The sequence below is a fragment of the Magnetococcus sp. PR-3 genome (assembly GCF_036689865.1).
Classification (GTDB): Bacteria; Pseudomonadota; Magnetococcia; order Magnetococcales; family Magnetococcaceae; genus Magnetococcus.
In genome coordinates this window covers 1-20,137 of the sequence record NZ_JBAHUQ010000029.1, presented here as the reverse complement: position 1 = coordinate 20,137, position 20,137 = coordinate 1, and the positions used below count along the sequence as shown (strand labels likewise).

15 protein-coding genes and 1 pseudogene are annotated in these 20,137 nt (G+C 47.2%); 10 read left to right on the top strand and 6 right to left on the bottom strand.

Annotation, left to right across the window (positions count from 1 at the left end; translation table 11 throughout):
- Positions 1-115: 115 nt before the first annotated feature.
- Positions 116-838 carry a SapC family protein gene (locus V5T57_RS15160; RefSeq protein ID WP_332892086.1) on the bottom strand — a complete coding sequence of 241 codons (723 nt, stop codon included), beginning with the start codon at positions 836-838 and terminating at the stop codon, positions 116-118.
- Between the two features lie 495 nt (positions 839-1,333).
- Between V5T57_RS15160 and V5T57_RS15155 the strand changes: the two genes are divergently transcribed.
- The gene (locus V5T57_RS15155) at positions 1,334-3,319 is read left to right on the top strand and encodes a carotenoid biosynthesis protein (RefSeq protein ID WP_332892085.1); all 1,986 of its coding nucleotides are present in this window, start codon (positions 1,334-1,336) and stop codon (positions 3,317-3,319) included.
- Between the two features lie 197 nt (positions 3,320-3,516).
- On the opposite strand, the gene V5T57_RS15150 is transcribed toward V5T57_RS15155, so the two are convergent.
- The 3 genes from V5T57_RS15150 to V5T57_RS15140 form a co-directional block, all read right to left on the bottom strand.
- The gene (locus V5T57_RS15150) at positions 3,517-6,453 is read right to left on the bottom strand and encodes a response regulator (protein WP_332892084.1); all 2,937 of its coding nucleotides are present in this window, start codon (positions 6,451-6,453) and stop codon (positions 3,517-3,519) included.
- A gap of 22 nt (positions 6,454-6,475) precedes the next feature.
- Entirely contained in the window at positions 6,476-6,922 is a 447-nt protein-coding gene (locus V5T57_RS15145; RefSeq protein ID WP_332892083.1) for a YfiR family protein, read from the bottom strand.
- A 174-nt stretch (positions 6,923-7,096) separates the two neighbouring features.
- Positions 7,097-9,214 carry a TonB-dependent receptor plug domain-containing protein gene (locus tag V5T57_RS15140; RefSeq protein ID WP_332892082.1) on the bottom strand — a complete coding sequence of 706 codons (2,118 nt, stop codon included), beginning with the start codon at positions 9,212-9,214 and terminating at the stop codon, positions 7,097-7,099.
- A 560-nt stretch (positions 9,215-9,774) separates the two neighbouring features.
- Here V5T57_RS15140 and napF point away from each other — a divergent pair.
- The 7 genes from napF to V5T57_RS15105 all read left to right on the top strand — a co-directional run bounded on the left by napF (position 9,775) and on the right by V5T57_RS15105 (position 15,971).
- Positions 9,775-10,323 (top strand): ferredoxin-type protein NapF, encoded by a 549-nt coding sequence (gene napF, locus V5T57_RS15135; RefSeq protein WP_332892081.1) that lies wholly within the window; start codon positions 9,775-9,777, stop codon positions 10,321-10,323.
- Positions 10,311-10,577 carry a chaperone NapD gene (locus V5T57_RS15130; RefSeq protein WP_332892080.1) on the top strand — a complete coding sequence of 89 codons (267 nt, stop codon included), beginning with the start codon at positions 10,311-10,313 and terminating at the stop codon, positions 10,575-10,577. Before napF ends, V5T57_RS15130 begins: the two co-directional genes overlap by 13 nt.
- Positions 10,574-13,084 carry a nitrate reductase catalytic subunit NapA gene (gene napA, locus V5T57_RS15125; RefSeq protein ID WP_332892079.1) on the top strand — a complete coding sequence of 837 codons (2,511 nt, stop codon included), beginning with the start codon at positions 10,574-10,576 and terminating at the stop codon, positions 13,082-13,084. The genes V5T57_RS15130 and napA overlap by 4 nt, the downstream gene beginning before the upstream one ends.
- A 131-nt stretch (positions 13,085-13,215) precedes the next feature.
- Positions 13,216-13,989: a ferredoxin-type protein NapG gene (gene napG, locus V5T57_RS15120; protein ID WP_332892078.1), complete on the top strand. Its 774-nt coding sequence runs from the start codon at positions 13,216-13,218 to the stop codon at positions 13,987-13,989.
- A complete protein-coding gene (gene napH / locus V5T57_RS15115) occupies positions 13,986-14,843 on the top strand; it encodes a quinol dehydrogenase ferredoxin subunit NapH (protein ID WP_332892077.1) in 858 nt (285 codons plus the stop codon). The genes napG and napH overlap by 4 nt, the downstream gene beginning before the upstream one ends.
- Before the next feature lie 36 nt (positions 14,844-14,879).
- Complete coding sequence (locus tag V5T57_RS15110; RefSeq protein ID WP_442918223.1) at positions 14,880-15,311, top strand: nitrate reductase cytochrome c-type subunit; 432 nt, start codon at positions 14,880-14,882, stop codon at positions 15,309-15,311.
- Positions 15,312-15,380: 69 nt separating this feature from the next.
- On the top strand, positions 15,381-15,971 hold the full coding sequence (locus V5T57_RS15105) for a NapC/NirT family cytochrome c (protein WP_332892075.1): 591 nt from the start codon (positions 15,381-15,383) through the stop codon (positions 15,969-15,971).
- Positions 15,972-16,592: 621 nt separating this feature from the next.
- On the opposite strand, the gene V5T57_RS15100 is transcribed toward V5T57_RS15105, so the two are convergent.
- Positions 16,593-18,104, bottom strand: a complete 1,512-nt coding sequence (locus V5T57_RS15100) for a hypothetical protein (protein WP_332892074.1) — start codon at positions 18,102-18,104, stop codon at positions 16,593-16,595.
- Positions 18,105-18,277: 173 nt separating this feature from the next.
- On the opposite strand from V5T57_RS15100, the gene pgl reads away from it, so the two are divergent.
- Positions 18,278-19,018 (top strand): 6-phosphogluconolactonase, encoded by a 741-nt coding sequence (gene pgl, locus V5T57_RS15095; protein WP_332892073.1) that lies wholly within the window; start codon positions 18,278-18,280, stop codon positions 19,016-19,018.
- A gap of 604 nt (positions 19,019-19,622) precedes the next feature.
- Here the strand turns inward: pgl and V5T57_RS15090 are convergent.
- Positions 19,623-19,826, bottom strand: coding sequence for a hypothetical protein (locus V5T57_RS15090; RefSeq protein ID WP_332892072.1), 204 nt, complete (start codon positions 19,824-19,826; stop codon positions 19,623-19,625).
- Between the two features lie 90 nt (positions 19,827-19,916).
- Between V5T57_RS15090 and V5T57_RS20985 the strand changes: the two are divergent.
- Positions 19,917-20,045, top strand: a pseudogene (locus V5T57_RS20985) (transposase); the annotation flags it as partial.
- Positions 20,046-20,137 lie beyond the last annotated feature (92 nt).

Below are 20,137 nucleotides of genomic sequence, written 5' to 3'. Positions count from 1 at the left end.
GATAAGCCTACGATATTAAGCTTCTCTTTGTATTAAGCTTCATCAACACACTCATCAAACAAAAAAAGAGCCCATGGTTACCCATGGGCTCTCTTCTTAGAAACTTCGCATCTGCTTATTCAGCGGAACGCATTTTCCAATCAACCAAACGCTGGAAGCGGCGCAGAGAAACAAGGTGCGCCACAATCAACTTATAGTGACCACTGCGGGTCAAACTGGTCAAAGCTTCATCATCCAGCTCATCCAGCTTTTTCTCATCAATACGCATAAACCCGCCAAAAGAGCTGGTCACACCTTTGAATTCCCAGTTAAACACTGCGTCATCAAACAGATCCAACTCTTCCATTTTCTTCAGGAAGTTCTGCGTCCGATCAAAAGCTTCCTGAAAATCTGTCAGGAATTTCATCGCACTTTTGGAGAACTCACTGGCTTCGCCTTCACCATCAAACAGTTCACGACCTTCGTCACTGTTGACACCTTCAGCATCCATATCCAAGCCAACGACCATACGGGTATTTTCAGGATCCCGAACCATGATGAAGGGATAACGACGCAAGAAAGCAGGCATATATTCACCCTCTTTCCATACACCATCACCATCCACAAACTGGTTGGTCTCACGCTCCAATCCCATCAGAGCCAGCGGTACGATGCTACCATCCTCTCCTTTGGCAAACATGATCGGGTGAGAGAGGGAACAAGGAAAAAATTCAATATCGGAAATAGGGCAACTTTGAATTTTTGTCGCATAGCGGAAATGGTTGATCGGCTTGATCTTAAGATCTTTATGTTCTTTGCTATTGACCACTGCAACATTGGCATAAAGCGCTTGAGCCATCGTTGAGATACTCCTGACTGATAGGGAAACCACGACTGCAAAAGCCGTATGAATGAAACGAGAGCTTACCATGCCTTATACAGTGGTAAGAAGCATTATTCTTTCAAAAACTCATCAAAAAATTGAAAAAACAGCAGTAAAAGAGTTTTAACAAAATCTCTCACTCAAAATCCCAACACATCCTTACGATAAATATGTCTTTTTCTTACATTTCCTTAAATAATTTTTGCGGGTTTTCTACGTTTTAAACAAGCGACAAAACTTTGCCCATGCCCCCCGAATATCTTCATAAAAAAATCTTATATTTTTACGCTCAAGCCGACCATCCCAATCTATTATTATGCGATATGGGGTGAACTACACCCATACAAGCATCAATTTTCAAAATCCAAAGTTGCATTTAATCCTATTAAATTGTATGAATTTAATTGCTTATGGGATTAGCTTCTCATTTTATTTTCTATTTCAATCTACAACAACTACAAGGTTCAACATATGGAATCATTAATAGGTAGTGCGTCACCAACGTTCATACTCATTCAACTTGTCAACTACACCATTGCAGGCATTCTCTTAATCTATACTTTTCGGACAAACCGACAACTTTTCTGGACCTTAACCGCGGGTATTCTCATGGGCTTTGCCATTGAATACTCCCAAACGTCTAAAGCCTCACCGCCCTACTACTACACCGAAGCTTTAGTATGGCTACCAGGCGGCGTCCCCTTAGGCGTGGTGCTGAGCTGGGGAACCATCTTTTTCTCACTCTTCACGACCCTACGTCGCTTACAGCTCTCAACCTGGGTTATTGCCCCTGTTGCAGGCTTAGCGGCGACCATGCTGGACCTCGTTACCGATCCAGCTTTTGTATCCATTGGTTTTTGGGTGTGGAAGGTACCACCAGGTTGGTTTGGCATTCCGTGGAGTAACTACATGGGGTGGTACATCATTGTTGCAGCTTTTGTAGCTTCAACAGAGTGGATGCTTAAACATTTAAAGCCAGGAAATACACATCTGTTTTGGGAGATCACACGGGCGGTTATTCCGGTACCCATCACATTTGGTGTTTTCATAGCCTTAATGACCATCTATGTAGAGTTATTCCAAAAAATGCAGCTTCTACCTGAGCAGCTGGTGGTGAGCTCTGTATTGGTACTAACGGGGCTAATAGGGGCATGGAAGTTGGCAAAAGCCAAACGCTCTTGGCCCCTAGATGTCTACAGCTTGGTCACACCTCTATTTCTTATTGTTGCCAGCCTGCTCATCCTTACCTTCAGCAAACTGCATACAACCTACGCAGAACTGAGCATGGTCATGCCGGCACTCTCGGCCCTGGTAATCCTGATTTTTTTAACACCGAACCTGGATACCTTACTGGGCAGAACCCACCCACCTGAGCCTTGTGAAAAATGTGCCCACACAGCATGGTGGGCCATTATCGCGACCGTGGCGTTGGCCATTTCTCTTTATCAGGCCAACATTGCCCCAAAAAAGGGACTTATTGGCCCTGTAGAGATTCCACAGGATGATGCATTTATTCCTGAAGAGCAGGTTCAGTGGTGGTATTGGACAGGCCATTTAAAGACAGATACAGGACGTGAATTTGGCTATGAAATAGTCTTTTTCGCTTTTAATACTGGCTTGTTAATGCGAGATCAGTTGGTTCAAGCTGCGATTACAGACGTGGAGGGCAATAAGTTTCACTTTGGTGAAAAAATCGTCTTCCGCCTACCCACCCAACTCGACAGTTCATTTGACTTAACAACAGACAACGCCAAAAAACCCGGAAACATCGTCGTTACGGCCAAAGGTGGTGGTGGTTTAGATCATCTGCACGCTGAAGTGGACAATTTTATTCTGGATGTTGATCTTAAACAGACCAAACCTGTTGCCATGCACTATGGCGGGGACGCGCATCCATACCGCTTCAATGGATACACCTACTACTATTCACGCCCCCATATGAAAACCACGGGCACCTTAAGTATTGATGGCAAAGTTGAAAAAGTGGCTGGCCATACATGGTTTGATCGCCAATATGGAGAGCTCTACCAAGCCATTGTTAAAGGGTGGCAGTGGTTTGCCATAGAGTTAGACGATAACCGTCAGATTATGCTCTATGATATTCTGGGTAAAGCTAATGAGACCGAACAATCTGGATCCATTACGGATGCCAAGGGGATTACACGCACCCTCTCTCGCCATGACTTTTCTGTAGAAATTCTTGGGGAGTGGACCAGCCCACATACCAACTGCAAATACCCCTCTGGTTGGAAAGTTACCGTTAATGATGAGGTCTTTACCGTTATGCCCCAGGTTAAAGATCAAGAGCTACGCGCCACACACGGTTACTGGGCTGGACCCGAGTACTGGGAAGGTACCAACAGTGTCACCAGCGAAAAGGTTAATGGTCGGGCCTATGTTGAACTAAATGGCTACTGTCGCAGCATAGAAGGAACCTGGGGCATACAGAACAAATAATTCATGCCCTCTTCAAACAACAAGCCCTCGCGACCTGTTCGCGAGGGCTTGTTTATTCAATGACAAGAGACTCGGCATCATAATCCTTCTTGCCGTAAAAAACCGCACCCCCGCCATCCACAGAGAACGATCAGGCTCGTCTTTTTGCTTACAGATACACCTTATTGCAACGCCCAATCAAGCGTTAAGCCAAAGGATTAAATATCGGCCTTCCCCTTGCGGATACCATCCAACAAGCTCTGCAATGATTTAATCATGAGATTAAAGGAAAGATCATCAGGGGATTTTTCCCAATTTTGGCATGACTGAGCCACCATACTGGCACCAATACTTAAAGCGCTGCCTTTGAGAGTATGCACTTGTTTGTGCAAGTCTTCATCCTCACCCAATTGCTGCCAATGCTCTCGCAGACGTTCAGGGAGCCCCTCATTTAACTGTAGATATTGATCCAAAAGCTTGGTAAAGAGCTCTGGCCGTTTAAGAAGGTGTGAGGGCACTCTACCAGGATCAATTCCAGCAGGAAATGAAACAGGAGGCCACATCTGCGAACCTTCGCCATCCATTTTTTTAACTGATTTTACTTTACCTTTATCGGCTTCCACGCTCTCTTCAACAGGATGGTTTGGGTGCATCCATTTACCTAACATATCATAGAGGGGCTGGATTTCTATTGGCTTGGTCAGGTGCCCTTGCATACCAGCCTCTAACGATCGGTCGGCATCCCCAGACATGGCATGCGCTGTCATGGCAATGATTGGTAACTGCTTACCCTGGGGTAGCTGTCGAATACGCTTGGTCGCTTCATACCCATCCATCACAGGCATTTGAATATCCATAAGCACCAGATCAAAGGTACGACCTTGCAGGGCATCCAAGGCTTCCTGCCCTTGGTTGGCAATGCTGACATCCAGCCCGCACTGCTCCAAGAGTTCTTGCGCAACCTGTTGGTTAATGGGGTTATCTTCGACCAACAGCACCTTACCACCTTGCAACCATTTGGGGGGATACCCCTCCTGTGTCAGGGCATCACGAATAGGCACCAAAGATGTGTCCTCAAACTTACCTGCCAAGAGTAAGCCAATGTTTTTGCCTAAAACACTTGGGCTACAGGCTATTGAAACAACACCATCTAGCCCATACTGCTCAGCTCGGGCTTGCAAAGCGGCCACTTTAAAAGCAGGTGCCAGCAGAAGTTGTTTGGGTGGCAGCTGTAAACGTGTTTGAAGCCTTGGCAATCCCCCCTCTAATGCGCCATGTTCAAACTGCTGCCAACTATAGATAACCATACCAATCTCACCCTCTTCTGCCGCATTCAAGCGCGCCAAAAGTGCCGCACGATCAGGTACAACATCAACCAAGGCTTTTAAACCCTGTAAATTGCGAAGAAGCGCGGTTCGTGCCTGACAGGGGCTTTCAACCAAGAGTATTTTTTTAGAACCCAAGGCCGAGGAGAGGTCACACTTGATGTTCTGTGCCAGCTGCATACCAAACCGGGCCGAAAAGGTGAACCGACTCCCCACCTCTGGCTGACTGCTGACAGAGATTTTTCCACCCATCATTTCAACCAAGTTATGGCAAATGGCCAAACCAAGACCCGTACCACCAAAACGACGGGTATGCGAAATATCAACTTGCGTGAACGGGGTAAACAACTGAGCCGCTTGCTCAGAGGTCATACCAATACCACTATCGGTCACATGGAACTGAATAAGTGCCGAGGCTTCATCCTGCTCCAGAGGCTCCACTAAAATTTCCACAGATCCCTTCTGCGTGAACTTCACAGCATTGGCAACCAAATTGGTTAGAACTTGACCCAGACGTAAGGGATCACCAATGAGCGCTTGTGGAACATCGTTACTATGGGTTAATACCAGCTCTAAGCCTTTTTCTTCTGCACGGTTGGCATTGAGGTTGGCGACACTTTCAAGCACCTCATCCAAAGTGAAAGAGAGCGTTTCAATTTCAAGTTTACCCGCCTCAATCTTCGAAAAATCGAGTATGTCGCCAATCAACCCCAGGAGTGATCGGGCTGAAAAGAGAATTTTGGTCAAATAATCCTGCTGTTGCTTATCCAGTTTGGTTTTTAAAGCCAGATGAGAAAAACCAATAACAGAGTTCATGGGCGTCCGAATTTCATGACTCATATTGGCTAAGAATGCACTTTTAGCCCGTGTGGCTTCCTCAGCTTCTTCTTTGGCTTGGGTTAAATCAGCCTGGACCTGTTTAAGTGTGGTAATTTCAGCAAACCCCAGCACCATCAGCTGGTCACCAGCATCATCTTCCAAGGCATAAGCCGAGACCAAAGACCAGCTGTTATGTGCCTCCAGGTCCCTAACTTGAAACTCCTCATGCCTTACAGATTCACCAGCTTGCAGACGCTGACGTATCTGTTTAAAAACATCAGGATCAACAAACAACGCTGAGGCTGGGTAAGAAATGGGAAGATCTTCGGCCACCTTAAAGAATTGATGAGCCGCACGATTACTACGCCGTAAGCGCCCATCTTTCATACCAACCAAGATCATAGGGAATGGTGCAACCTCAAAGATGGCACGGGTACTTCGTTCACTTCTTCGCTCACGTTCAATAGATATCCACACCATCCGCCATAGCCATGCTAAGACGATTAAAATGAAAAAAGTACCGAGCAACAGTTTAAAGCGGACATCCCCCTTTAAACTCCGCTGAAAGGCTGTGTTGGCATAAAATTCTGCAATGCCCAGAAGCTCACCACTCATTTTGTCATACAAAGGTACGGTGGTCAGAAAACACCGCTGGCAATCTACTTGACCTTTCTCTTTGTCCAAACTGCCACCTGGTGCAGGCACCATGTCATAATCAACCTCAACCCGTAGCCCTAAGACAATCGGTGTACCAGTAATGGGCTCTTTAACAATCAAGATCTCATCTATGGCCCCCTCCAGACGGGCGGGGTCATAGTAGCCATTAACAGGCTGCAGGGCATCTGCCAGGACACGGGCTTGATAACCAGCCAGTGTTCGGGCGTGGGATTCACTATTGGCATCTAACTTCGGCTCCAACTCATAGAGCCAGTAGCCAGTCATTAGCAATAAGACTAAAAAGCCAACTAAGGGGAAAAGGAGTGTCACATTCCCCTTTCTCCCTCGTTTCATTAGGGCTCCATTTTGCACAGGTTTACTCATAGCGTTTGGCCACCCTTAAAAAGAAGGATTTCAACTGAATCCCAGACGCTTTAAGAGCCCCCATATTGATATAAGGCAAAACGCGATCGGTAATAGACAAGCCGCCACTCACCCCCGCCTCGACATCCCCTTTAAAAGGTGAGATCAAGATCACTTTTTGGTGGCGTGCAAATTTTATGATATGCGGTAAATCTTCATCGGCTGACTGGCTTAGAAACAAACCTGCCAATTGCTGATTATGATATGAGGAGAGCTGCTTAAGCTTTACCGCTTCGACATGAATGGATTTTCCGCGTAACTTCCCACGGTTACGCATGACACGCACCAAGGCATCTGCCCTATCCTGCTCCGTGCGATACAAGATAAGCAGGTGCAGTTGGCCATCCGCATTTAATTTAGAGGTAAGATTACGATCCGCAGACAAGAAGGAGGGAAACAACTTAAATCCAACATTTAAGCGTCTGTCCTCTTGCTCTCCCGCAAAGGGGAGACCATACAAGGGGCTTAACAAAAGGGTGACCAAAATAATCGGAAAAATAAACTTAATGAACAACCTTTTGTTTTGTTCTTTTTTATACCCTACTTTCACTCGGCACATATAGCCGAAATACCTTTAAAAAGATTTTGTTATACCGACCCAGAAAGTGCGGCCCGGACGTACTCGGTCTCCATTATAGGAGGGAAAATAGTCCCCGGTAGCAGCGCCAAGCACCCTTGGAATATCATCATAGGCAAGCAAAGCTGGATACCGAACCAATTCATCAAACAGGTTATCAACTCCTGCGCGTAATGTCAGGCCATTAATGTTCAAAACTTTCCGTACCGTCCAGGTCAAGGATAAGGTTTCATACCCTTCAAGATCTGTCCGCGTATCGTTATACTCTCGATAGCGCTTCCCCACATGCCTCAACCAACTGGTTATGGTCATCTCATCCGTTGGTTCATAAGTCACGCTTAAATTGGCCATTTTATCCGCAGCACCAGGTGAGCGGATATTGTTCTCTTGATCATCTGCATAGACATAGCTGGCGTTCCCCTCAAACTTCAAACGGGAATTGACCCGATGGACCCCTTCTACTTCAACACCACGTTGGTGTACGCCACTACTGGCAACAAACCCAACAAGGCTGTCTGCCCGAATGGTATTTTTCAGTCGAGAAGTGAACAGCGTACCCCGCAACTCATTTTTCACCCCTTTAAAAATATAGGACAGTTCCGCGGTATGGTTTCGCTGGGGTTGAAGCGTCTGATCCCAAGACATTTCGTAGAAAGTAGGCGGGCGAAATGATTGCGCATATTGTGCTTTAAGAATGTGCTTATCATTCAAACGCCAGACACCGGCCAACCGTGGGGTAATACTGGCACCAAAATCATCATAGTGATCTAAGCGAATACCACCGGTAATGGTAATATCATCATTAACCCGATAAGCATCTTGAGCAGACAAACTCATGACTGTACGGCGCCAATGCTGAGAAGGCCACTTCAACCCATCTTCATAGGTGAATCTCTGCATAACCGTACCCAGATTCACCCCAGCTGGTGTCACATTATTTTCCTGCCAGGACTCCCCTACCCATAAATGGCTCACAGCAAAGCCAGCCATGAGATCATGTTTTCCAAACTGGAAGGAGAAGTCACCATTCAAATAAATCTTGTCCTCATTATATTTACCGACTGAGTTATAGCCATTCGGATAGATAACACCGAGAACATTGACCTGATAATATGGCATCAACATGATGTCGTAAAAATTACTATAATGAACCCAACCCGCTTTGGTATCGAGCTTTCCATTTTCTGCCACATCCCAAGCAGCTCGCCCCTCTAAGCTGACATATCTATTGCGGTAAGAGATGCCACTGTTCTCTTCAGAAAGTGCATGAACGGTCCCGTAAAAGTCTCCATGACCATCCTCTAGATATTTAAATGAAAGCCCATAATCACCATGGACAAAATCCATTAAAAAAGTACGTTCTTGAAGATCTTCGTTGGTATAACCGGGTGTATTGGTTTGAGCTTGGGTGCCAGTGTAGGAAGGGTTATTCCACAGCGCATCATCCGCATAAAATTGGCGGTTGCCCTGGGAGTGTCCGGCAGAGAAGTTATAGCTAAGGGACCATTTTTTATGCTTGGGTTGCCACTTACCCATACCACCCAACACATAAGTGTCAAATGATCCTGCCCTGGCAAAGGTTTGGTTGAGTTCAGTGTGTGTAATGACATTGATCACACCAGCATAGGCAAATTCACCATGCACAGCAGATCCTGGACCCCGAATAACTTCAATTTGCTTAATTTGCTCAATGGGCATGTTTAAAACAGGGTCCGCGGTTGCCGCCAAAGTGGCATTGAGCGGAACACCATTGAGCATAAGTTTCATGTTGCCTGAGCCAAAACCACCCCCAACACCACGAACCAAAACCTGTTTACCACCTGTTTTATCTAAGGAAGGTTCAATGCCCGGAACAAAACGTAAAGCAGCCCAAACCGATTGCACCCCCTTTTCCATCATATCTTTACCATGTAGCACCGTAACCAAACCGGGTACAAAGTCGATATTCATGCGGGTTTTAGTGGCAATCTCTGTTTGTTCCTCAAGTACATTGAGTAAATTCTCGAGGTCTGCCATTTCATCTTCAAGATTTTGACTCTCTTGAGAGAAGGCCATAACGGGTAAGGAGGAAAGCAGAAGAACCCCAACCAGTGAAATCGTTAGAGACCGTTTCATAAAGTCAACTCAACGTGAAGTGTTTTAACTGGTGACATCCTAACCTCGACAAAACAGACCAGAACCAGAGCTTTCGTTAGAATAAGCAAGAACTTGAACCATTAACACAGCCATGACATTTGCAATTTTGGTTTTGCAACTCATCCAAAAATAACGTTAATCATGAAGAGCCGTTTTATTCCAAGAAAAACTTACACTAAGACGAAAGATATGAAACCCAAATCTGACTATTTTAACCTATTAAGTCAAGAACTACCTTATCTTCCTGCCTTTAACGTCTAACTTATAAGATTGTTTTCTTGAAAAAGAATCGATACATTACGCCCCCCTTCCAGAACATCAAATAACATTCCGCAGCACAAAATAAGCATATACTAAATCTTATATATTAAATTTTACTTTTCAATCCAAAGACTTAACCTGGATCAATTTTCAAAGCATGGGAATAAAAAAAACTTGCTAATCCTCTAAAAAAAACGCAACTCTTGATACACATCATCTCACCCTGAGCAGAGGATAAGCACAATTACGCACCAAGGCACAGCAATTTGGAGACAGGGATGGCTGCACAATTAAGACGTCGAGATCTTCTAAGGGGGTCGGTTAAAAAGGACCACCCGACGATCCTACGTCCCCCCTGGGCCCGAGGGGAGAGAGCATTTCTCAACCGTTGTGATCGGTGTGACCACTGCTTGGATGCCTGCCCAACGCATATACTGGTCCGCGGAGAGGGTGGCTACCCTCAAGTTGACTACAAACTGGGTGAGTGTGATTTTTGTGAAAAGTGTGTTGAAGTGTGTCAGCCAGGAGCACTCTCACTTGATGTTTCACCCGTTTGGCAACGTTTAGCACAGATACCTGAAGATTGCTTACCTCTAAAAGGGGTTACGTGCCAAAGTTGCCGAGATGTTTGTGAACCAATGGCAATCCGTTTTCCACCTAGTTTGGGCGGAATTGCCAAGCCGGAAATAGATGCTTCCCTATGTAATGGTTGTGGTGCTTGTGTCACACCCTGCCCTGTGGGTACATTAACGGTTGTTGCACTGGAGGGAACAGTATCCCTCCCCCAGACGCCATTAACAGATGAGGTTGCCCCATGCACCTTATGAGCGCCGTGGTCCAAGTGAGACCCGACCAAAGAGTTGAGATTAGCGATCAAATTGTCTCCATCCCCGGTGTGGAAATACATGTCGATGGTGGAGATGGTAGGTTGGTCGTTACATTGGAAAGTGATCGGTTCCGATCCCTGGCCGATAATATGGAACAAATTCGTGATTTAACAGGCGTCTTAGACGCTACCCCTGTCTATCAATATTCGGATCCCACGGAATCCGAGGCATCCCAGAAGGAGATGGCATCGTGAAGCTCAGCAGGCGAGAGTACATCAAGGCCAATGCCATTGCTGCGGCAGCGGCTGCAGCAGGTTTGCCCGCAGCGGTGCCCAGTGAGGCTGAAGCTGCTCCCAACAGCGCCATCCGTTGGGATAAGGCACCCTGTCGTTTCTGCGGCACTGGCTGTAGTATCTTGGTGGGTACCAAGAATGACCGCATCGTTGCCACCCAAGGTGACCCCGATGCCCCAGTCAACCGCGGATTGAACTGCATTAAAGGGTATTTTCTTTCCAAAATCCCATATGGCAAAGACCGTTTGTCTAAGCCGTTACTGCGGAAATCAGCCGGTAAATATGACAAGAATGGTGACTTCCATGAAGTATCATGGGATGAAGCTTTTGATGTCATGGCTGATCAGTTCAAAAAGTCACTTAAAAAAGGCTTGGATTCTGGAAAAATGCCTCCAGTGGGCATGTTCGGTTCAGGCCAATGGACAGTTTGGGAAGGCTACGCGGCTGCTAAGCTGATGAAAGCCGGCTTCCGTTCAAACCATATTGATCCCAATGCACGTCACTGTATGGCCTCTGCTGTTGCGGGCTTTATCCGTACCTTTGGTATTGATGAGCCCATGGGTTGCTACGATGACCTCGAGCATGCAGACGCTTTTGTGCTCTGGGGCTCAAACATGGCAGAAATGCACCCCATTCTTTGGTCACGTCTGACCAATACGCGTTTGACCAAGCCCAATGCTAAGGTTGCTGTACTCTCTACATACCAGCACCGCTGCTTTGACTTGGCAGATCTGGGTATCGTATTTAACCCGCAAAGTGATTTGGCCATTGCCAACTTCATCGCGAACTACGTGATTAAGAAGGGGACCTACAACAAGGACTTCATCACTAAGCACGTAAACTTCCGCTTGGGTAATACCGACATCGGTTACGGTCTGCGTCCCAGTGATGAACGTGAGAAGAAAGCAAAGAACAATAAGTCTCGTAAAGACACCATTGGTTCTAAGCCTATTACGTTCGAACAGTTTGCTGAGTTTGTCTCTGAATATGATGTTAAAAAAGCCAGCGAGATCTCTGGTGTATCTGAGCGTCAGCTGACTGAACTTGCAGAGATTTATGCCGACCCAGACCGCAAGGTCATGTCGCTCTGGACCATGGGTATGAACCAGCACACCCGTGGTACATGGCAGAACAACCTTGTCTACAACCTGCACTTGCTCACCGGTAAGATTTCTGAGCCTGGCAACAGCCCCTTCTCACTGACAGGTCAGCCTTCTGCTTGTGGAACAGCACGTGAAGTAGGAACGTTCTGTCACCGTCTTCCTGCAGACATGGTTGTGGCAAAGAAAAAGCACCGTGATATCTGCGAAAAGCATTGGAAAGTTCCAGAAGGAACCATTCCAGGCAAAGTGGGCTACCACGCTGCTCTGCAGAACCGAAAGCTTAAAGATGGTCAGCTCAATGCCTATTGGGTGATGTGTAACAACAATATGCAAGCTGCAGCCAACATGAATGAGGAAACCTACCCTGGGTATCGTAATCCTCAAAACTTCATCGTTGTGTCTGATCCATATCCAACGGTAACCGCACAGGCAGCTGACCTTATTCTTCCGACCGCAATGTGGGTTGAAAAAGAAGGTGCCTACGGTAATGCTGAACGCCGCACCCAGTTCTGGCGTCAGCAGATCCCTGCTCCAGGTGAGGCAAAATCTGACCTATGGCAGCTGATGGAGTTCTCTAAGCGCTTCAAGGTAGAGGAAGTTTGGCCTGCTGATCTGATTGCTAAAGCACCAGAGCTTAAAGGCAAAACGCTGTTTGACATACTCTTTGCCAACGGTCAGGTGGATAAATTCCCTCTCTCTGAAACAGCCGAAGGCTTTGATAACGAAGAGTCAAAAGATTTTGGCTTCTACGTTCAAAAAGGTCTGTTTGAAGAGTATGCCTACTTTGGCCGCGGTCATGCCCATGACTTGGCAGACTTTGATACTTACCACCAAGCTCGCGGTCTGCGCTGGCCTGTGGTTGATGGCAAAGAGACACTGTGGCGCTTCCGTGAAGGTTATGATCCCTACGTGCCTAAAGGTGAAGGTGTACGCTTCTACGGTAAGCCTGATGGCAAGGCATGGGCATTTGCCTTACCCTACGAGCCACCAGCAGAAGTACCTGATCAGGAATATGATCTGTGGCTCTGCACAGGTCGTGTACTCGAGCACTGGCACTCAGGCTCTATGACACGTCGTGTACCAGAACTGCACCGAGCAATGCCTGACGCCATGGTTTATATGCACCCAAGTGACGCGAAAAAACGCGGCCTTAAGCGGGGCATGTCAGCCAAGCTGGTATCACGCCGCGGTGAGATCACGGCACGCATTGAAACCCGTGGCCGTAACCGGGTTCCAGAGGGTCTGATCTATGTGCCTTGGTTTGACGCTTCGCGTCTGATCAACAAACTGACACTGGATGCAACGTGCCCCATTTCGAAAGAGACTGACTATAAGAAGTGTTCAGTCAAAGTACTGAAAGCCTAGCTTTCGATTCACCATAAATGAATCGCCAGGGAGGTCTCATAGAAGACCGGGTGGGGTAGCGGTTCAGATCAGGTTAGATGTTGGTGCCCGCTTGACGGGCACCACATCTGGCTTGGCATGAAGGAACAGTGATGGAAGAACCCGTTACCCCCCCACAGGAAAGCGATGATAAAGGTGTTGATCGTCGCGGTTTTTTTCAGAATTTAGCTCGAGGCGTTGCAGGAAGTGCCGTTTTTGGCTCTCTACTGTGGACACACGCTAAGACAGCTTCAGCCATGCCTGCACAGTCATTAAGACCGCCAGGAGCCTTGGTAGAAGATGATTTTTTAAAAGCTTGTGTACGGTGTGGACTCTGTGTGAGAGCTTGCCCGTATAAGATTCTTAAATTGGCACAACCCGGTGATGAAGAAGCGTTAGGAACACCCTTCTTTGAAGCGCGAACTGGGCCTTGTGAAATGTGTGAAGATATACCATGTGTCCCGGCTTGCCCGACGGGTGCTTTGGATCGAAGTTTAAAAGAGATCGATGATGCACGAATGGGCATTGCGGTATTGTCTGACCAAGAGACATGTTTAAACTTCTTGGGGCTTCGTTGTGATGTCTGTTACCGGGTTTGTCCGGCCATCGACAAAGCGATAACCCTGGAGATGCGTCGTGATTTACGCAGCGGACATCACGCTAAGTTTATCCCGACTGTCCACTCTGAGCACTGCACAGGGTGTGGCAAATGTGAAGAAGGGTGTGTTCTACCTAAAGCTGCCATCAAAGTTATGCCTATTGAGCTAGCTAAAGGCGCTTCTGCTGAGCACTATAAATTGGGTTGGGAAGAGAAGGATAAGCAAGGGGAGTCCCTGCTACCGGATCTTATTAAATTACCCATTCGCCGACCTGGAGATCAGCCATGAGCCGACTTCCAGGGGTTGAAGCGAGACAAGAAAAAGGTTGGATTAAAGCTTATAAATGGCTAATCCTCCGAAGGTTTTCACAAATACTGGTCTTTGCACTCTTTTGGAGTGGGCCATGGTTGGGTGTTTGGATAGCCAAAGGCAACATGGCATCTAGCACACTGTTTGAAGTGATTCCATTGAGTGATCCCTTTATTCAGTTGCAATCGTGGTTCTCTGGGCATCAATTAGCCCAAGATGCCCTCCTGGGCACACTTCTGATTGTGGTGTTGTATATGCTTGTTGGGGGGCGACTGTTTTGTAGCTGGGTTTGCCCACTTAACGTTGTAAGCGATTTTGCAGGATGGGTACGACGCACTTTGGGTTTCCGGGGTGGTTGGCGGCCTAAACGCAATACACGCTATGTGGTTCTTGGACTGGTGTTAGTCATGTCACTAGTAACCGGCCAACTTGCGTGGGAGTTAATCAACCCTGTTTCAATGGTACAACGGGGATTGATCTTTGGAATTGGCTTTGGCTGGATGGCAGCGGTTGCGCTGTTCCTTTGGGAACTACTGGTAAGTCCTCAAGGATGGTGCGGTCGGCTTTGTCCACACGGAGCACTTTATAGCCTGCTTGGCAGGTGGTCACCGCTAAGGGTACAAACCCCGACGCGTGATGAGTGCGATGACTGTATGGACTGTTATTTAGTCTGCCCTGAACCACAGGTTCTTAAACCGGCCCTTAAAGCGGTAGATGGACAAGGCCCGGTTATTAATGCGATCAACTGTACCAATTGTGGTCGCTGTATAGATGTTTGCCCCCAATCAATCTTCAACTTTGGGGTTAAAGTTAGGCCCTCAGAAACGAGCTAAGGTGGCGCTATGAACGGTTTCGCGAGATGGATGGTAATGGGATGGATGGCCTGCTTCGCCCTGGTGGGTGTGGTCGCCACAACGTCGGCCAACGAAGGGGGGGTTCAATCCCTACGCGGGGTACAAAGCCTGGAGAGTAACTCCGCGGCACCCGTCTTCAAGAAGTGGAGAGAAGATCAAAAACCGATCAAACGGGACTATCTACAACAGCCCCCGCTGATCCCCCACTCGGTAGAACAGTATCGCATCAATCTGCGGCAAAACCGCTGCTTGAGTTGCCATAGCTGGGATACCTACAAGCAGTCTGGTGCTACAAAGATCAGTTTAACCCATTTCCGTGACCGCTACGGTAGTGAGTTAGCTGATGTCTCACCTGGACGTTACTTCTGCACCCAGTGCCATGTGCCCCAGCGTAATGCACGGCCTTTGGTGGAGAACTCCTTTAAACCGGTGGATGCACTACGCTAATTCAGACTAATACTGAACAGCGTATCGTTCCCCATCCCTAACCGATTCCGGAATTAAGGAGATCGCGAGATGGCATTCATCGTCTACAAGGATGGTCCTTGGGACCGTATTAAATCAGCAGGCCTCGTTGCTTCGGCCGTCCTCATCTTCGTAGGTATCGTCTTTTGGGGCGGTTTCCACTGGGTGTTAGAGCTGACGAATACAGAGAGTTTCTGCATTACATGTCATGAAATGCGTGACAATGTTTATGCAGAGTATCAGGACAGTGTGCACTACAATAATGCCAGTGGTGTTCGTGCAACCTGCCCAGACTGCCACGTACCAAAGGAGTGGCTCTACAAACTGCGCCGTAAAATTCAGGCCAGTAATGAGCTCTACCATTGGGCTTTAGGTACAGTGGATACGCCAGAGAAGTTTGATGAACATCGTTTAACCATGGCCCGTCGGGTATGGAAAGCGATGAAAGAGACCGACTCTCGCGAATGTCGTAACTGTCATGACTTCCAATCCATGGATTTCACCAAGCAGGGAACCCGTGGTTTTGACAATCACCGTCGCGGATTTGCTGCTGGCAAGACCTGTATCGACTGCCACAAAGGCATCGCACATAGATTACCTTTGGGTATGAACAAAGAAGAGCAAGCATTGGGCGGCGGATAAATAGCGCCACCAAATCGAAGCAACCCTTCCGGGCCGCCATTGTGCGGCCCCTTTTTTTGCCTTTGACCAAAAGGTATCAAGAAGACGAAGAGCAGCTTGGGTGTCCTTTAAAATATTACTGAGTGTTATTTTTTTTACTCACAGGCGGGAAATATTGATCCATTATCTCGGTTAAACCCATCGAGCTAAGGCCCTATGTGTTGCCAACTGTTGTTGGACAACCAATGCATGGATTGACCTCTATCCGTGCATCCGGGCTATACACATAAACCTACTCATCATAGCCCTCCGCTCTTCTGGCAAATACCCTACCAGTCCTCACCAACTGATGTCACACACTGTTCACTTAGAGTTCACCCCTGGACAGCCTACCAATAAATGAAGCGTGCTAGAGTTTGACCAAAGCCACAGGTAGTTCGGATGTACCCGTTTTGGAGAAGATCATGCGCTCATTAAACCGTATTGAAAATAATCTGTATTGGCCTCGTTGGATGTTATTTATTGCCATAACACTATTTGTTGGATACATGGCAGTGGGTAATAGCCCCCACACGACATCTGCGAGCACACCAAACATTGCCACTCATCACGTGACGGCACAGCGTTAAGATGCACGGGTAACTACTTACCTAAGCTCATGCTGTAATCTGCTTTGATCTGTTGGTAAATATTTTGAAGCTCCTGATAACGTGAATCGCGCTTGCCGTACTCCTTTTCTGCCATAGGCAGAAGCTCCTTCATCCATTGCAAGGCACGGCTATGCTCTAACAGCCCTTGGTTGCACAAAGCCAGAAAAAAGCGGGTCTCAATTCTTTGGCTTTGTGTAAGTTCTGGGTTCGTTCTTTGCAATGCGAGCAACCACTGGAAACTTCTAAGGGCTGTCGTAAAACTTTGTCGTCGTAACTGGATCTGACCCCGCTCACGTATAAGGTTTTGCGTCACTTCATGTTTAACACCCAAATGATCCTTGGCTACCTTTAATGCTAGGCCAACCTCAATCATAGCGACATTCAAATGATTGGCTTCCAGCAAAGCAGATATATATAAATGGTGCCGCAAGAGTGTCTCTTCATGCTTACGTCCTAAACGATCAGTTGACAAACTCAACATACGCCGGTGTTGGGTAAGAATCTGTTCTGTTGGCTTAACGAATTGGATACTCAAACGCGCCCGCGCATCTGCCACAGCCAAACTACGACCATACGTATGTCCTAATACTGAAATTCGACTCGCTTCGATTTGAGACCAAATCTCTTCCGCCTTTTTATACTTACCAGCACTTTCATAGATACGCGCGATCCCCCCCTGAATATCCCAGGTGACAGGGTGAATAAGACTCAGCATCTGTTGAATATCTTGCATCAATACGATTTGATCTTTATTAAAATCATCCCACTGTTTATTCCGCGCCAAAGCTTGCAACCGGTTCATTTTCTGTTTGAGTTTCTTTTGCATAAACGCACTGGGCAGGTTTTGGCGTTCCATCCATAACCAGGCATTTCGCTGATCAGGATCCATATTTTTTAACTGTGCATTTTTCTTTAAGATTTTAGACCATGGGTAAGAACGTACTTTTACCGAAGAATCATTTTGGGATGAGGGTAAGTTTGTTAAAAAAGGTCGAATCAGCAATTCGGCTTTGTCATAGTTCATTTGCTGCCATAAAACAGGTACCCATGACCAGACAACCTTTTGCTGCATTTCTGCTGTTAACCGTTGAGCTATTAGTGAAGAGAAGTGTTCTGATGCCTCAGCATAGAAGCTCTGTTTGGCTAAAGCTCGAGCAAGAAGCAGAGCATTTACCTGAGCATATTGACTCTGAGCTCCAAACGCTTGAACGCTGTAGTGGTAGCTTTTACGGGTATTGTTTAAAGCTGTGGACCATTGCCCCTGCTCTACAGCTTTCTGAGCAGACTCCATCGTCTGACGCATGGCAATGATAGCTTGGGATTGCCCCCCTTTATTTAATGTGGGGCCTATTTCTTTGGACTTTTCAAATTTAGATAGAGATGACTTGGTTTTTTTAACCTCTGCTGAACCCGCACACCCTGAGATTAAAACCATCAAAACCAGGTATATGCCCCAAGAGGGGGAGAGTAATTTCAGCTTATTCACAGCTTCACTTCCTAACATTTCCTTCCCCTATCTCAGCTTTTTTCATAGCCGTGTATAGACCTCATCCTGCATCTGTGGCAAAGTGAGCGCAATCTTCTTTTAAATAAGGCTTCAAAATTGAGTCCTCCAGAGTACGCGAAGCACTTGAAGAGACCATTAATCAAAGCACAAAAGCTGTTAGGTATGACCTTATGAGAGAACCTCTTGCTGCCGTATCCCCTTATTCTAGTAGTGAGGAGACTGCTCAGGTCCTTGCCCAGGCGCTTTCAGATGCTATGGCTGCAAAAGGTGAAGCCCCTTTTCATCTGGCGATATCCGGCGGAAACACACCTAAAAGATTGTTTGAAATTCTGGGGATCAGCACCATAGGTCAACGCCTACCCTGGCACAAACTGGTTATCTATTGGGCGGATGAACGATGTGTACCCACTAATCACCCAGACAGTAACCATGGCATGTTGATGAGTACCATTGGGGGAGATCTCCCCCACCCTGATTTAACCTACTATCGAATAAAAGGTGAAGAGAGACCGCAAAAAGAGGTTGAACGATATGCGGCACTTCTTAAAACCAATTTGATTGGCTCCCCCCTACCTAAGCTTGACTGGATCTGGCTAGGCATGGGTTTAGATGGTCATGTCGCCTCACTTTTTCCTGAGAGCAAGCTAGAGGAAGAGCCCAACGGTATTTGTGGGATCAGCACCAACCCCTACTCCGGCGAGCAACGCATAACCCTGACTGAGTCGATGATTTTGGCAGCACATCGTGTGACGTTTTTGGTAACCGGTTATGCAAAAGCAGAAATTGTTCAGCGGGTACTTACAGCCTCAGCCTCTGACAGTGGACTTCCTGCAGCTCGTATTACTCACCAGCACGAGCAAGTAGACTGGATGTTAGACCAGGAAGCGGCATCGACACTCCCTCCCCGATAAGCCACTCAGGTTTCAGCATATAATACCATGTCAGCATCTCTGTTAATCTGGAGTTGAATTCCCGACCAGAATAGGAGGTACCGATATGGCGAACAACCTTCTCAGTATACCCAAATTTGAACGGTTTATGGCGGTTATGAGAGTGCCGGGTATACATCGGTCTGGATGTGCATAAACAGAGCTAGAGCGTAGCTCTACTCAGATATAGATGGGGCGTTGGCCGACCTGATTATGCCCCCGGAACCATCCACATGGATCCCAATACTCCAACCTCTGTCAGTGAAGGTGGGAGTGATTGCCCAGGAGGCTGGACCAACCGGTTACAGTTTGGCCCGTGCACTTCAATCGGCAGGGCTACCCATTACCGTAGCCGCGCCAAGCCGTATTCCATGACCTGTCGCTCCAACCAACAAACCCGATCAGCTTGTTTGTCGTAAGTTGGCTTAATTCGTCGCTTCCGGCCTGATATGCCCCATTGCCACTCCTTCAGAGCATGAAGAGGCGTTCCGCCGCCGTCATCAGCAGACCGATGCCGTGCGGCACTGCAAACAATGAATGCGTGGCCTGCCTTAACCAACAGCGTCATAGAACCCGATCATCTTGATCATTGGAGCAAAGCAGCCATTGAACAGTTGCTCCAACTTGGCTTGTGTCTGCTACCCACCAAACACTCAACAGCCACCTGCGGGAATTGGCCTTTCTCATCGAAGAACAACAAACGATCGATAAACAGATCAAAACTCAAGCCATAACTTGCGGTCAACAAAATCTCATCGAACGCTTGAAAACCGCTGATGGTGTCGGGCATGTGGTCACTTCCACATTTGCTGCCGAACGCTTCCACCCCGAACGAACCAGTCACAGTCACTCTCCCATGGTTAGGTAGAGTGGCGGTAAGCATGACCGAGGGTGTCTATGTCCTTTGGGGCAACAATATTTGCGTAGCTTATTAATCGAAGCAGCTTGGATTTGGCGGGCCAAAGATAAACAAGCTAAAGCCTTTTACGATCGACTTCTCAGCTGCTGATCCTTACCGCAAAAGCCCATTGTAGCATGGGTTCGTAAACTGGCTATCAAGCTGTGGCAATGGCGTTAGGATTCTGCCACAACCTGAACTTA

Coding starts and splice junctions, on each gene's coding strand:
- V5T57_RS15160 (WP_332892086.1), bottom strand. CDS start 838: ATGGCTCAAGCGCTTTATGCCAATGTTGCAGTGGTCAATAGCAAAGAA.
- V5T57_RS15155 (WP_332892085.1), top strand. CDS start 1,334: ATGGAATCATTAATAGGTAGTGCGTCACCAACGTTCATACTCATTCAA.
- V5T57_RS15150 (WP_332892084.1), bottom strand. CDS start 6,453: ATGAAACGAGGGAGAAAGGGGAATGTGACACTCCTTTTCCCCTTAGTT.
- V5T57_RS15140 (WP_332892082.1), bottom strand. CDS start 9,214: ATGAAACGGTCTCTAACGATTTCACTGGTTGGGGTTCTTCTGCTTTCC.
- napF (WP_332892081.1), top strand. CDS start 9,775: ATGGCTGCACAATTAAGACGTCGAGATCTTCTAAGGGGGTCGGTTAAA.
- V5T57_RS15130 (WP_332892080.1), top strand. CDS start 10,311: ATGCACCTTATGAGCGCCGTGGTCCAAGTGAGACCCGACCAAAGAGTT.
- napG (WP_332892078.1), top strand. CDS start 13,216: ATGGAAGAACCCGTTACCCCCCCACAGGAAAGCGATGATAAAGGTGTT.
- napH (WP_332892077.1), top strand. CDS start 13,986: ATGAGCCGACTTCCAGGGGTTGAAGCGAGACAAGAAAAAGGTTGGATT.
- V5T57_RS15110 (WP_442918223.1), top strand. CDS start 14,880: ATGGGATGGATGGCCTGCTTCGCCCTGGTGGGTGTGGTCGCCACAACG.
- V5T57_RS15105 (WP_332892075.1), top strand. CDS start 15,381: ATGGCATTCATCGTCTACAAGGATGGTCCTTGGGACCGTATTAAATCA.
- V5T57_RS15100 (WP_332892074.1), bottom strand. CDS start 18,104: ATGTTAGGAAGTGAAGCTGTGAATAAGCTGAAATTACTCTCCCCCTCT.
- pgl (WP_332892073.1), top strand. CDS start 18,278: ATGAGAGAACCTCTTGCTGCCGTATCCCCTTATTCTAGTAGTGAGGAG.
- V5T57_RS15090 (WP_332892072.1), bottom strand. CDS start 19,826: ATGCCCGACACCATCAGCGGTTTTCAAGCGTTCGATGAGATTTTGTTG.